General features: G+C 39.4%; 16 protein-coding genes. 14 read left to right on the top strand and 2 right to left on the bottom strand.

Annotated features, from left to right (window positions below; translation table 11 throughout):
• The first annotated feature begins 4 nt into the window (after positions 1-4).
• From mltG to greA, 3 genes are read left to right on the top strand one after another with little or no spacing between them, the layout of a single operon-like run.
• The gene (gene mltG / locus ACSYTJ_RS04145; protein ID WP_491716361.1) at positions 5-1,135 is read left to right on the top strand and encodes an endolytic transglycosylase MltG; all 1,131 of its coding nucleotides are present in this window, start codon (positions 5-7) and stop codon (positions 1,133-1,135) included.
• A 15-nt stretch (positions 1,136-1,150) separates the two neighbouring features.
• On the top strand, positions 1,151-1,825 hold the full coding sequence (udk, locus tag ACSYTJ_RS04140) for a uridine kinase (protein WP_491716360.1): 675 nt from the start codon (positions 1,151-1,153) through the stop codon (positions 1,823-1,825).
• A gap of 23 nt (positions 1,826-1,848) precedes the next feature.
• A complete protein-coding gene (greA, locus tag ACSYTJ_RS04135; protein ID WP_491716359.1) occupies positions 1,849-2,325 on the top strand; it encodes a transcription elongation factor GreA in 477 nt (158 codons plus the stop codon).
• Between the two features lie 51 nt (positions 2,326-2,376).
• On the opposite strand, the gene ACSYTJ_RS04130 is transcribed toward greA, so the two are convergent.
• A complete protein-coding gene (locus ACSYTJ_RS04130) occupies positions 2,377-4,995 on the bottom strand; it encodes a YfhO family protein (RefSeq protein WP_491719567.1) in 2,619 nt (872 codons plus the stop codon).
• Between the two features lie 124 nt (positions 4,996-5,119).
• On the opposite strand from ACSYTJ_RS04130, the gene ACSYTJ_RS04125 reads away from it, so the two are divergent.
• The 7 genes from ACSYTJ_RS04125 (at position 5,120) to ACSYTJ_RS04095 (ending at position 10,386) form a co-directional block, all read left to right on the top strand.
• Positions 5,120-7,180, top strand: coding sequence for a peptidoglycan D,D-transpeptidase FtsI family protein (locus ACSYTJ_RS04125; protein ID WP_491719566.1), 2,061 nt, complete (start codon positions 5,120-5,122; stop codon positions 7,178-7,180).
• Between the two features lie 128 nt (positions 7,181-7,308).
• Positions 7,309-7,458 (top strand): 50S ribosomal protein L33, encoded by a 150-nt coding sequence (gene rpmG / locus ACSYTJ_RS04120; RefSeq protein WP_219054531.1) that lies wholly within the window; start codon positions 7,309-7,311, stop codon positions 7,456-7,458.
• A 47-nt stretch (positions 7,459-7,505) separates the two neighbouring features.
• Positions 7,506-8,030: a 5-formyltetrahydrofolate cyclo-ligase gene (locus ACSYTJ_RS04115; RefSeq protein WP_491716356.1), complete on the top strand. Its 525-nt coding sequence runs from the start codon at positions 7,506-7,508 to the stop codon at positions 8,028-8,030.
• Between the two features lie 75 nt (positions 8,031-8,105).
• Positions 8,106-8,720, top strand: coding sequence for a rhomboid family intramembrane serine protease (locus ACSYTJ_RS04110; protein ID WP_491717299.1), 615 nt, complete (start codon positions 8,106-8,108; stop codon positions 8,718-8,720).
• Between the two features lie 34 nt (positions 8,721-8,754).
• Complete coding sequence (locus ACSYTJ_RS04105) at positions 8,755-8,982, top strand: YqgQ family protein (RefSeq protein WP_491716355.1); 228 nt, start codon at positions 8,755-8,757, stop codon at positions 8,980-8,982.
• Between the two features lie 2 nt (positions 8,983-8,984).
• Complete coding sequence (locus tag ACSYTJ_RS04100; protein ID WP_491716354.1) at positions 8,985-9,962, top strand: ROK family glucokinase; 978 nt, start codon at positions 8,985-8,987, stop codon at positions 9,960-9,962.
• Positions 9,963-9,990: 28 nt separating this feature from the next.
• A complete protein-coding gene (locus ACSYTJ_RS04095; RefSeq protein ID WP_491716353.1) occupies positions 9,991-10,386 on the top strand; it encodes a rhodanese-like domain-containing protein in 396 nt (131 codons plus the stop codon).
• Positions 10,387-10,423: 37 nt separating this feature from the next.
• Here ACSYTJ_RS04095 and ACSYTJ_RS04090 read toward each other — a convergent pair whose 3' ends face one another.
• A complete protein-coding gene (locus tag ACSYTJ_RS04090; RefSeq protein WP_491716352.1) occupies positions 10,424-10,600 on the bottom strand; it encodes a DUF3042 family protein in 177 nt (58 codons plus the stop codon).
• 113 nt (positions 10,601-10,713) lie between these two features.
• On the opposite strand from ACSYTJ_RS04090, the gene ACSYTJ_RS04085 reads away from it, so the two are divergent.
• The 4 genes from ACSYTJ_RS04085 to glnA all read left to right on the top strand — a co-directional run bounded on the left by ACSYTJ_RS04085 (position 10,714) and on the right by glnA (position 14,214).
• Complete coding sequence (locus ACSYTJ_RS04085; protein WP_491719565.1) at positions 10,714-11,448, top strand: glycerophosphodiester phosphodiesterase family protein; 735 nt, start codon at positions 10,714-10,716, stop codon at positions 11,446-11,448.
• Positions 11,449-12,369: a tRNA (adenosine(37)-N6)-dimethylallyltransferase MiaA gene (miaA, locus tag ACSYTJ_RS04080; protein WP_491719564.1), complete on the top strand. Its 921-nt coding sequence runs from the start codon at positions 11,449-11,451 to the stop codon at positions 12,367-12,369.
• Positions 12,370-12,456: 87 nt separating this feature from the next.
• Entirely contained in the window at positions 12,457-12,837 is a 381-nt protein-coding gene (locus ACSYTJ_RS04075) for a MerR family transcriptional regulator (protein WP_491716349.1), read from the top strand.
• Between the two features lie 33 nt (positions 12,838-12,870).
• On the top strand, positions 12,871-14,214 hold the full coding sequence (gene glnA / locus ACSYTJ_RS04070) for a type I glutamate--ammonia ligase (protein ID WP_491716348.1): 1,344 nt from the start codon (positions 12,871-12,873) through the stop codon (positions 14,212-14,214).
• The last annotated feature ends 56 nt before the right edge of the window (positions 14,215-14,270 follow it).

The raw sequence follows: 14,270 nt of genomic DNA, 5'->3' as shown, positions 1-14,270 counted from the left end.
TTAATTGAGCGAACATCATTCTGATTCTGATCAAGATCCGCAGGAAGTTGCTAAGTTTGGTAAAAAGATCATTCTTTGGATCGTTTCGATTTTAATCATTTTATTCATATTCATTGTATTTTTAGGGCATAATTACATTAAAACATCTTTAAAGCCTTTGAATCCGAACAATCACCAAACAACTGAGGTCAATATTCCAATGGGGGCCTCGGATAAAAAAATTGGTTCGATTTTGCAAGATCAAGGGATCGTGAAAAGCGGGATCGTATTTAATTATTATGTAAAAGCCCATAATATTAATAATTTTCGTTCTGGGTACTATGAATTTTCACCTTCAATGAGCTTGCACCAGATTGCGAGCCTTTTGAAAAAGGGTGGCTCTGCTGAATCCATTCGGGCGTTACGTGGTAAGGTAGTGATCAAAGAGGGTGACAATATATCGACGATTGCTGATACGGTGGCCCAACGAACTAATTACAGTCGTAACGAATTCCTTAGTTTAGTCAATGATAAAAGCTTTGTTAAGGAACTTGCCAAGCGTTATCCAAAACTGCTAGCTTCACAGACTAAGAGTAAGGATTTACGCTATCAATTAGAAGGGTATTTATATCCTGCTACTTATAGTGCGAATGGCACCAGTAATTTGAAGCAATTAGTTACCCAGATGGTTGCCAAGTCTGATGCGGAATTAAAACCATACTATAATCAAATTAAGAAAAAGAATTTAACCGTTCAACAGCTATTGACGATTGCCTCACTAGTACAGGGGGAAAATGTTAATACTAAAAACGGTGCAATTATTGCTGGAGTTTTATATAATAAAATCAATGCTGGATTACCTTTGAATTCTTCAATTGCGGTAGCATATGCTTCGAATAATTATTTGCATAAATTGACCAAAAGCGATTATCTGGTAAAATCAGCATATAACCTTTCGATTTATACTGGGTTCGGACCAGGTCCGGTCAATAACCCCAGTTTAAACTTTATCCTTGCGGCATTAAATCCCAAGGAACAATCAAAGGGTTATTTGTATTATTTAAATGATCAGAGCAATAAGCGCGTCTTTTATTCTCAAAATCAGATCAGTTCACTAAAAAGCATTAGTAAAGACACGACGAAGCAAGATGACTAGGGGAGATTTATAATTATGACAGAAAAAAGAAAACGGCCGGTTGTAATTGGGGTTACGGGTGGTTCCGGAAGTGGTAAGACAACTGTTAGTCGGGCCATTTTTAACCACTTACTAGGCAATTCGCTAATGATTTTACAACAAGATGCTTATTATAAGGATCAATCACATAAAACGATGGCACAGCGTGAATTAACCAATTATGACCATCCATTAGCTTTTGATACTGATTTATTGATTGAACAAATCAATCAACTACTGGATTATAAATCCATTGAAAAGCCAGTCTATGATTACACCCATTTAACAAGAAGTACTGAAACTGTGCATCAAGACCCAATGGATGTTATCATCTTAGAGGGAATTTTAGTTTTGGATGATAAAAGACTTCGTGACTTAATGGACATCAAGGTGTTCGTTGATACTGATGATGATATTCGACTGATCAGAAGAATTAGACGTGATACCCAAGAACGGGGACGGACGGTGGATGAAGTAATCCAGCAATATTTGGATACGGTTCGTCCAATGTATCATGAATTTATCGAACCAACTAAACGGAATGCAGATATCATTATTCCTGAAGGTGGAAAGAACGAAGTGGCAATTGATTTATTAACCACTAAAATTAAGTCCATTTTAATTCAACACGGGGATCATCGTGTTGAAAATAACATTGACACATCAATTTAATTAAACTTGAAAGGATGATTTAAATGCCAGCTGATGAAAAATTTCCAATGACTGCTGAGGGGAAAGCGAACCTCGAAAAGGAATTAGACGATCTTCGCTTGAATCAACGGCCCCAAATTATTGAAAGAATTAAGATTGCACGGAGTTATGGTGATCTATCAGAAAACTCCGAATACGAATCCGCTAAGAATGAACAAAGTATGTTAGAGGGGCGTATTTCGACCATTGAACACATGCTTCAATATTCAGAAGTGGTTGATAATGCAGATACTGATTCTGACATCGTGAACGTTGGGAAAAAGGTTACCTTTGTTGAACAACCAGATGGTGATGCAGAAACTTACCAAATCGTGGGAGCTGCTGAATCAGATCCACTGGAAGGAAAGATTTCTAACGATTCCCCAATTGCAAAGGCCCTATTAGGCAATCGGGTCAATGATGTTGTGACCATTAAAATTCCTGCCGGTGATATGACCGTTAAGATCACTAAGGTTGAGTAATGCTTAGATAATCGTAAAAAAAACGAGTTCAGTTTGCTGAACTCGTTTTTTTTATGCTTTTGGTTTGCGTTTGATGATTATTAATCCACCGATGATAATCAGAGAGACGGCTGATATGATCAATCCTGGAGTGAGTAATGGTGGCCAATATGATAGTTCGAAATCATACTTCCCTGGTTTGAGCTGGGCCCCAATGAACATATTCGACCACTTCTTAATTGGATGTGGTTTGCCGTTCACTAGCAATCGCCAGCCCTTCGAATAAGGAATCGTTGTTGTTAGGGCTTGGTGATTCTTTGTGATCTGAATCTGCCCCTTGAACATGCGGCTGTTAAATGCGGTGATCTTGGCGGCGTGTTGTTTTAATTGATTGACTTGTTTTTCGAAGGCTTGGTTGTTGAACTGGTAGAGCGTAAAGTTTTGCAATAATAAATTCGTTTTCAATAATTCAATGTTGATCGTGATCGGTTTACCCTTGTCATTTGAGGCTACGTTTGCAATCACGGTATTACGAAAAGTAGGGTATTGATTTAAAACCAATCCATTGCGATAGACCTTCACGTTTTGGCTATCTTGAGAACTACCGAAGTTGATTGAACTGCCGAACGTTAGGTAGTACGAGTCATTAGTCTTTGGTGTAAACGTCAGCATCATGCTGGCTGGTTTTAATAGATCTTGTTTTTGAATAAACGTCCCTGTCAAATTGGACTGGTGTGGAACGTTTCTAAAGGTTGAACTATCAAAATTGATGGCTGTAAATAGGCGATCATTGGTATCGTTGCCCATCATATTATTTATGATATTTGATTGATAACGGGTCGGATCAGTTGCTAGATTACTTTGGAAGACCTGTTTGTTACTTGCAAAAGCGATTGGGAGGGCTTCTTGGTTTTCATACGTTTGCACGTGATCCCTAGTTCGCAAAAGGTGGTAACGATTCAAGTCTGGTCTAGTCGTAAGTGGCTGTAAATATTGATCAGAGCTGGGATTATCGGCATTGAGCCAATATTTCATTGAGAGCAGTGCATCTGATAGCACGGTTCCGTTCGAATATTCGGTAAAGCCATCCCCATCTGGTTGACCAATGTTTTCCATGAACTGGGGCGTGGCCCGTTCGAAAGTAGAGGAGAAATGGTCACCACCATTATAGCTGACCTCGAATGGATCATCCTTAGTTCGGTAAAATGTCTTGCCGATACGGTAAAATGAATCGTCATTATCCTTGATTTGATCGACCGGCCGTTTTAAGTTGCTGGTGTAATCAACGTAATTGGAATTGGTAACGTATGAAATATTGTTCAATGAACTAAAGACGTTATAACCCATTTCTCCGCAGATCAGGATAATGATAGCGACTGGAAAGTAATTATTGTTGCGCACCCAAAATATCAATAGGGTGGCTGCAATCATCAGGATAATCCCGATGGAAACGTTTTCTACCGTTAAGAAATTATTGAAGGTCTTAAAATTGAACGTAATGTAAAGGATCCCACTAGCAATGATTGCAATTACCACTACTTTGGCCCATTCGCGAAGGAATTCGATTTGATTAAGCGCTTGACAAGCGATCCAGACCAACCAAAAACAAAAGATAAATGAAAAGCGGTATGGATACCAGATTGGGAATTGCATTGCATGCCAGAACAAATCGAGTGGCTGGAACATCATCGAGATAACTAAAAACCCAGTGATCAGTCCAGCAGCGATTCTTTGGCGAAGTTTGAATCGATTGATAAAGAAAAATGAAACGAATCCGATAATGGCAACGCTACCGACAAAGACGTTCGGCGTTCCGTTCGGCATTTGGTTAAAGTTAAATGCGCCGTTAAAGAACTTAGCTAGCATCTTGAGTGGAGCGTATTCAAACTGCCATTTGAATTTGGTGACCGTGTAACTCGCCTTACTGATCAACAGAGCCGCAAAAGTCGGCATTAATAAACAGGCGGCCAGTCCTCCCGCAAGTAAGGAACTGATTGCATACCGAATTGTATTGCCAATAAATTGGCGTTTTGAATGCCATTTGGTTATTGAATAGTATGCAAAATACAAGATTGAAAAAATACAGATCATGTAGGCCATATAGTAGTTAATGATGAGCATTGCTGCTAAACTAAATAGGTATGTTTTCCACTTTTGTTCATCGATGAGTAGTTCAATTCCTAAGACGATCAATGGTAACATATACATTGCGTCTAACCAGATTAAGTTAAGTTGGTTAGCGATGATCCAGCCGTTCAGTGCGTATACGGTTGCCCAACCTGGGATTAAAATCTTTGAAGTAGCGGTTTTTTTGAAAACGAGATAACCAAAGCTCAATCCTGCCAGTCCGTATTTGATTAAGGTGACCAATAAAATGCCGCTTGCGAGGTTTTTTAACGGGAACAATAATAGGATTAAGTTAATGGGACTAGTTAAGTAATAAGCCCATAAACCGACCATTTCACCCCCGAGGGCTTTAGAGAATGAATAAAAGATGCTGGTCGGGTCTGAGATGATGGCGTGCTTAAAATAGGCATAAAAATCGACGTATTGTTGGCCCATATCGACAGTTAAAATACTTTGGTCACCAAATGGCGCCATGTTGCGATAAGCGAAGTAACATGCCATAATAACAAATGGAATTAAAAAACTGAGTAATAAGAACCAATAAGTTTTACAAAAGCGTTTCATTAAATTTCGCACCTCAAATATAAAATAAGTTAAAAAAGCAATAATTTTATTGTACAATCAATCAGAAGTAAATAAAATATCATTATAGGAATAATTATGAAATGCGTAAGGGGATTTAATTGTTTTGAATAATTTTTTTAAGGGCCTTTTTAGTCACCATAAAAAAGATGGTGAATCCAAGATTTCATTCCGATTGAATTTTATATTCGTAATCGTTGGAATCTTGTTTGCTGCGTTAATTGGTAAATTAGCGTATTTGCAAGTGATCGATGGGAATCAATACAAGGCTGAAGTTAATCGTTCAGATACGACGATCAAAACTGATAATGTCCAACGGGGGATGATTTATGATTCGACGGGACAGTTATTAGTTGGTAATAACACACACCGCGCGATTACGTACACTAAGGGGATCAATGTTTTACCATCTAAAATGTATGAAATTGCAAATGCATTAAGTCAATACATTACCGTACCGACCGATACCTTAACCAAACGGCAAATGGCGAATTACTATATTGCCAATCCTACTAACGCTGAAAACGTTAAAAATAAGCTCAATGGTAATTACACGACTGATAATTTGACTGAAAAAGAAGTCGACTACGTTTTAAAAAACGTTGATTTAAATAGTAAAATGGAGAATCCAGCAACGATTTATACCAAGATGAACGGGGCTTATCAACTTTCAACGACTTACATTAAGACCAATAACGTAAGCAACAAGGAAGTAGCTGAAGTCGGTGAGCACATCTCCGAAATGCCTGGGATTCAAATTGGGACGAGCTGGTCACGTGAATATCCACAAGGCAGTGCCATTCAAAGTATCATCGGAACGGTGTCATCTGAAAAGGTCGGTTTGCCTAGTGATCGGATCAATGAATTGCTTTCTGAAGGATACTCTAGAAATGATAGCGTTGGACAAAGTTATTTGGAACAGTTATATGAACCAACGTTAATGGGAACTAAGGCCCAGACCCAAGTGGAAGTAACAAGGGGCACTAGTGTGACCAAGGAAATTAAAAAGTATGGTGGACAAAAGGGTGATAACCTGCAGTTGACCATCAATAATAAGTTCCAAAACAAATTGCAAAGTTTAGTGCGCGATGCTGAAAGTGGTAGTGTTGGTGATTCAACTGGTGCTTATGCCGTGGTAATGAATCCCCATACAGGTGCGATCATCGGGATGGCCGGTGTCAATCGCGATCCAAAGACTGGTAAGGTCACTTCCAATGAACTAGGTGCGATTAATAACTCCATCGTTATGGGGTCCGTGGTAAAGGGAGCAACCGTGTCAGGAGCATTGATGGATGGTGTGATTACACCGACGAACGATATTTTGACTGAAAAACCAATTATCACTGGTGGAACAAAGAAGACTTCTTGGTTTAATAAAAATGGTGAAGCGAACATGAATATCGATGCTTCGACTGCTTTGGAAGTTTCATCTAACTCCTATATGATGCAATTAGCCATGAAGGAAGGCCACTTTAAGTATGTCGAAGGTGGTCCGTTGACCATGAACCCAAACGTCTTTAATACGATGCGCGGTTACTTTAATCAATTTGGTCTCGGTGTGAAAACGGGAATTGATATTCCTGGAGAATCAGCCGGAATTCAAGGGCTAGGTGGCGCTGCTAATATCGGGCATGCCTTAGACCTTTCATTTGGGAACTATGATGCATACACTACTTTACAGATTGCACAATATATTTCGACGATCGCAAATGGTGGCTATCGTCTACAACCTCATATCGTCCAATCGATTCGAGGAACGACTGCGAGTGGTAAGCTAGGACGGGTGAAGTATTCATTCGAACCAAAGGTCTTGAACGAAATCAACATGACGCAGGCCCAAAAGAAGGTCGTTACCGATGGATTCTATGATGTTGTCCATGGGACTAATGAGTACAAGACTGGTATTAACTTAAATACGATCAAGCCATCCGTATCAGCTAAGACGGGGACTGCGCAAACTTACTATGGTGGTAAACACGGTAACGAAACGGTTACACTGAGTTTAGGTTCGTATGCCCCTTCATCAGATCCACAAGTGGTGGTGGCCCTAGCAATTCCGAACTTGCCAACCGATGCAGAAGACAATAACACTAATTTGGCGAAGGAAATTTACGCTGCTTACTGGAAATATGTCCAATCAACTTCGACATTGAGCAATGCAAATTAACTGTTAAGTAATTTTCCTTAACAATCTTTTTGAAATTACTAGCAAAATGACTGAAAAAATGATAGAATGATTTAGTCAATAGTTGTTAAACTCAATTAAAAAACTAATTAATGTTTGGGGGGATAATAATGCGCGTACACATTACCTTAGAATGTACTGAATGTCACGAACGTAACTACTTATCTAGCAAGAACCGTCGGAACAACCCCGATCGTCTAGAACTAAAGAAGTATTGTCCACGTGACCGTAAAGTTACTTTACACCGTGAAACAAAATAAGGCTTGGGGGTTAACCCAAACCTTTTTTATTATCTAGGATAATTAAAATGAATAAAAAAGCACTTAGAAATCAAATTATAGCGGCTTTAAAAAACACACAGCATGTAGATCAAAATTTATATCAACAGCTATTTACGCATCCAGATTGGCAATCTGCTAAGACAGTCGCAATTACGCTTAGTTCTGCGATTGAGCTTGATACCGCTCCAATCATTGCACAAGCTTTAAAAGCTGGTAAACGCGTCGTAGTACCGCGCACGCTACCCGACTTTCAAATGGAATTTGTTACTTATGATGCCACGACAAAACTGTTTAAAACGAAGTTCGGGATTATGGAACCAACGAATGGACTGGTGATCGAAAAGCATTTGATTGACCTGATCATTGTACCAGGGCTCTCGTTTGCCACCCAGACCCATGACCGACTTGGCTTTGGGGGCGGATTTTACGATCGTTACTTGGCTGATTATTTAGGCAATACGATTAGCTTAGCTTTACCTGCTCAATTGTGTGCGGTTCCCAATTGGGACGTAAACAAGTATGATATAAGGGTAAAAACAATTATTAGCTAATGGTGTGCATTTTTGAAAAATAGGGGAGCACAAATCAATTCGAAACCGTTCGTTACCTATACACTATTAGGGATAATGGGATTGGTGTTCATAGTGATGAGTCTGGATGGTGGAACTGCCGATGTTGCTAATCTAGTTCGCTTCGGGGCTAAATATAATCCGTTGATTATTGATGGTCAGCTCTGGCGATTAGTAACCCCGATCTTTATTCACCTGAGCATTACCCATATTTTATTTAACGGAATTACGTTATACTATATGGGAACTCAACTAGAAACGTTATTTGGCCACACTCGGTTCGCTTTGATTTTCTTTATCTCAGGAATTGTTGGTAATTTAGCTAGTTTTGCATTTAATGATGGGCTGTCCGCAGGGGCTAGTACTGCGATCTTTGGATTGTTCGGCTCCTTTTTGATGATTGGAGAAGTCTTTTGGGAAAATCCATATATTAAGCAAATGACGAGATCATTTATTTTCTTTATTTTGTTGAACTTAGGATTTAATCTTTTTTCATCAAGCATCGATATCGCAGGGCACATTGGTGGTTTAGTAGGTGGGTTCCTATCCGCCTATTTTGTTGGGCTACCAAGAAAGCGCTTTATTTCATTACCTAAGCAGATTTTAGCTACAATCACACTGGTTATCATCGCAGTAGCCTTATTCTATGTCGGATATGTTGGAAAGTACTAAATTATTAGTGCATTTTACTTTAGGATGTGGGACAATGAAAACGTTGTATGATGTTCAACAATTACTAAAACAATTTGGAATTTATGTTTATGTTGGAAAACGACTGTGGGATATCGAAGTAATGGCCCTCGAACTGGATCATTTACACGAGGCTCACGTTATTTCTGACAAATCTTTTATCAACGCAAAATTAGTTCTGAATCATGAACATAGGATTGAAGAACGAAAAGAAGCGCGGAAACACGATTTAGGAGGAATTTAGTAATGGCAGCAAATAAATTAATTGGAATTGACTTAGGTGGGACTACTACCAAGATGGCTTTTTTAACTACTGACGGTCAAATTTTGGACAAGTGGAAAATTGATACTGACGTTAGTGAAAATGGTAGTCACATCGTTCCAAATATTATTAAGTCAATCAATGAAACCATGGATAATGCTAACCACGTTAAAAGTGATTTCATTGGAATTGGAATGGGGACCCCAGGAACTGTAAACCGTGAAAAGGGAACTGTTACAGGGGCATATAACCTCAATTGGACCACTCCACAACCAATTAAGGAACAAATTGAAAAGGGTGTTGGCCTTCCATTCGTTGCTGATAACGATGCCAACGCTGCATCATTAGGTGAATCATGGCGCGGGGCCGGAAGTAAGGAAAGCGATGTTGTCTTCGTTACCTTAGGAACCGGAGTCGGTGGTGGAGTTATCGTTGATGGTGAATTAGTTCACGGAATCAACGGTGCTGCCGGTGAAATTGGTCACATTACCGTTGTCCAAAACGGTTACCTATGTACTTGTGGAAAGCGTGGTTGTCTAGAACAATACGCTTCCGCTACTGGGATCGTTCACGTTGCCAAGGACTTAGCTGCTAACTTTACTGGGACTTCTCGGTTAAAGGAATTAGAAGATGCCCGCGAAGAAATTACTTCTAAGATCATTTTCTACTTAGCAGATAATGGTGATATTTTAGCTAACCAAGTCGTAGATCAAGTTTGTTCATACTTAGGACTTGCATTAGGAAACATCGGAAACATCTTTAACCCAGGAAGTATCGTGATTGGTGGAGGGGTTTCTAACGCTGGAAATACCCTCTTACAACCAACGACTAGATACTTCCAAGAAAATGCATTTAAGCCAGTTCGTGACTCTACTCGCATTCGTTTAGCCCAATTAGGGAACGACGCAGGGGTAATGGGAGCTGCCGAATTAGCTGAAAAGGCATTTGGAAGTAGCAAATAATTTTTTGCATGAGGGGACTGATTAAATTTTGTCAGGCTTAACATTTTTCATTACGCTTATTGTTATTTTAGCCGTTTGGGGGGCATGGTTCCTCATCAATCGTTACCGACTAAAACAAGTCGCAAATGTAATTGATGAAACCCAATTTAACGCGTTAAAACGACGCGCCCAAATTGTTGATCTGCGTGAAAAACGTGATTTTAACGCTGGCCATATCTTGGGGGCACGGAGTATTCCGTATTCTACCATTCGTCAATTTTATGGCGATATTCGGCCTGATTTACCAGTCATTTTATATGATCAAGGGCAAACCATTAGTACACGCGCGGCACTACTTTTGCATAAAAAGGGGTATCGTCAGATCTACGTCTTAAAAAATGGTTATCGAAATTGGAATGGCAAGACTAAAAAAAGAGATGCTTAGTTTAATATAAGCACCTCTTTTTTTAGTTATTATTGATTTAGCCTTGGTGTGCAGAACGGCTCTTTCTTAATGAACGCTTTCTGTTTTCTTCATACTTAGCTTCTTGATCTTCGATTGGATCAACGACTGCTTTTTTGAATGAAAACATTGCACCTGCAACACAACCGACAGTTGCGAATACGCCAGCTAAAAATCCTTTACTGAAATTGCGCATAGTAAAGCCTCCTCTTTAGATTTACTTTCAATTATATTATGCTTTATTTATAGTAATTTATCCAGTATGATGGATAAGAATTTTAATATTTAAGGCAAAGGATGCTGTTAATTATGAAAACAATGATTTTTGCACACCGTGGCGCTAAACATGATGCACCAGAAAACACCTTGGTAGCATTTGAAATGGCGATTCAAATGGGCGTAGATGGAATTGAAACTGATGTTCATTTAACAAAGGATCGGCAGTTAGTTATTATTCATGATGAGAATGTTCAAAGAACCACTAATGGGCATGGTTTAGTTAAGGACTTTACTTTGGCAGAATTAAAACAGCTAAATGCTAATCAAACCCATCCGAAATTAGGCAAGCAGAGGATTCCGACATTGGATGAAATGGTCCAATGCTTGGTGCAAAATCATTTTACGGGGGCCTTGAACCTAGAAATTAAAACTGATCATATTCATTATCAAGGGATTGAGGAATTAGTTGCTAACTACTTTGCGACCCATGATTATAATTTTAGTTTGATCTACTCTAGCTTTAACCTGGCGACTACGGAGCAGATGGCTCGACTAGCTCCGCAGGTCGAAACTGCGGGACTGATGATTTATCATTACCGTTCGATGCGGCATCTATTTAAACAAAAATTAATTCATAATTTTCATCCAGAAGTTAGGATATTGATGGCCCACCCCATTTTTAGTTTCCATCGTTACTTCAGACCGTGGACCGTCAACCAAAAGTTCGAAATCGCATTTTGTTTGCATCGTCACTATCACGGATTGATTACTGATGATCCGCGGTTAGCGTTGCAAATGCGCAAAAAATTTCAAGGGGATATTTAATTGCAAAAGGTATTAGGAATCGTAGGGCCAACTGCGGTTGGTAAAACAGCATTATCCATTCAATTAGCAAAGCAATTCAATGGCGAGATTATTTCAGGAGATTCGATGCAGGTTTATCGTCATTTAGATATTGGAACGGCTAAGGTGACGCCTCAGGAAATGAATGGTGTTACCCATCATTTAATCGATATCAAAGATGTTAACGAACGCTACTCAGCTGCTGATTTTGTTGCAGATGCGACCCATTGGATCGATGACATTAGCGCACGGGGGCGGTTACCAATTATTGTTGGCGGGACTGGCTTTTATTTGCAGGCCCTCTTGGATAACCTCGCTTTGGGGGGCGATGATGAAGCCGATCGAAAGCTCAGAACTGAGTTAAAAGCCCAGGCGCAGTCGATCGGTAACTACGCAATGTGGCAACGTTTAAAGCAAGTTGATCCCGTTGCTGCAACGCAAATTCCAGTTAACAACGTTCGCAGGGTAATTCGGGCATTAGAGGTTTACCAAAAGACGGGACACCGATTCTCTGAACAACCCCAATTGGCATCGAATCAATATGACTCGCTTTTGATCGGATTGAATGCAGAACGTGCGTTAGTCTATGAGCGGATTAACCAACGCGTTGATTTGATGTTACAAGACGGATTGCTCGATGAAGCCCAGTGGCTATTATCACAAGGTGGAACCGATTTACCTGCTGGAAAGGGGATTGGTTATCGAGAACTGTATCCATACTTAAGCGGAGCCATTGAACGAGACGTCGCAGTTGCTAAAATTAAACAGGATTCTAGACACTATGCCAAACGACAACTAACCTGGTTTCGGAATAAAATGAATGTTAAGTGGTTTAACTTATTACAACACCCGACGACATTAAAAATGGTTGAAGAAACCGTTCAAACGTGGTTAAATAAATAAAACGGGTTCTGATGTTATAAAAAGTAACATAAATCCTTGACGGATGGAAAAAAGATGATATGATTATAGATGTTGGAGGGAAACGTTATGAGCGAAAAAGAACTACGCCGTTCATTATCGGTATTACCGATTGGAACTGTAATGAAATTAACCGACTTGACTGCAAGACAAATTAGATATTATGAGGAACAGGGATTGGTATTACCCAAGCGTAACGAGGGGAACCGTCGCATGTATTCTCTAAATGATATCGATCGAATCTTGGAGATTAAGGACTTCTTAGGAGAAGGGTTTAACATTGCGGATATTCAAGCGGTCTTTGCCAAACGAGAGGCTAAACGCAAGCAGGAACAAGAATCATTATCGAAGTCGATTTCAGATGATGAAGCAAGGCGTTTATTGCATAAGGAGTTTTTAAATCTCGGTGGACTAGCTGATAATGGTAACCCTTTTAACAATCCGATGTAAAAATTGATTTCCAACGTGAGGAGCGATTTATTTATGGCAACTAAGCATGATTACACAAAAGATGACATCAGACGAATGGTTAAGGAAGATAACGTTAACTTTTTAAGATTAATGTTTACCGACCTATTCGGAACTGTTAAGAACGTCGAATTACCAATTAGTCAATTAGATGAATTATTGGATGATAAGATTATGTTCGATGGTTCTTCAATTGAAGGATTCGTTAGAATTGAAGAAAGTGATATGTACCTATTCCCAGACCTTTCTACTTGGATGACATTCCCATGGAGTGAAGAACATGGCAAGATTGCTGGAGTGATTTGTTCAGTTAGAAAGCCAAACGGAGAATACTTTGAAGGGGACCCTAGAAATAACCTTGTTCGGGTCTTATCAGACATGAAAAAGGCTGGTTTTTCATCATTTAACATTGGACCAGAACCAGAATTCTTCTTGTTCAAGATGGATGAAAATGGCAATCCTACTACAAAGCTGAATGATTCAGGTAGTTACTTTGACCGTGCTCCAATGGATCAAGGTGAAGATTGTCGTCGTGAAATTGTGCTTACATTGGAAAAGATGGGCTTTGATGTTGAAGCTGCCCATCACGAAGTTGCTCCAGGTCAACATGAAGTTGATTTCAAATACGCAAATGCGTTAGAAACTGCAGATAATATCCAAAACTTTAAGATCGTGGTTAAGACGATTGCTAAGAAGCATGGTTTATATGCAACCTTTATGCCAAAGCCACTTAGTGGAATTAATGGTTCAGGGATGCATATGAACATGTCATTATTTAACGAAGATGGTAACACCTTCTTTGACAAAAATGGTGAATTAGAATTATCAGAAACTGCTTATTACTTCTTGGGTGGATTATTGAAGCATGCCAAGGCTATTGCTGCAATTGGTGATCCAACCGTTAACTCATACAAGCGTTTAGTACCTGGTTATGAAGCTCCTGTTTACATTGCATGGTCTGCTTCAAACCGTTCACCACTTGTTCGGATCCCTGCTTCTCGTGGAATGGGGACTCGTTTGGAACTACGGAGTGGTGATCCTACTGCTAATCCATACATGTTTATTGCAGTGCTACTAGAAGCTGGTTTAGATGGATTAAAGAACAAGATCAAGCCAATGCCTGAAACTAGCCGTAATATCTACAAGATGGATTCAGAAGAAAGATCTGATAACGATATCGAAAGTCTTCCAGAAACATTAAAGGATGCTTTAAATGAATTAGCTAAGGACGACGTTATTAAAAACGCACTTGGCGAACGTTTGATCAAGGGCTTCACGACTGCTAAGCACCTTGAATATGACGCATACAAGATTCAAGTTTCTGAATGGGAACGTAAGCAATACATGGAACACTATTAAAATAAAAATTAATTTATCGATGAGACTATGGTTTTATTCCATGGTCTCTTTTTTTA

The sequence above is a fragment of the Nicoliella sp. ESL1113 genome (assembly GCF_058509245.1).
This window is presented reverse-complemented; position numbering and strand designations above follow the sequence as displayed.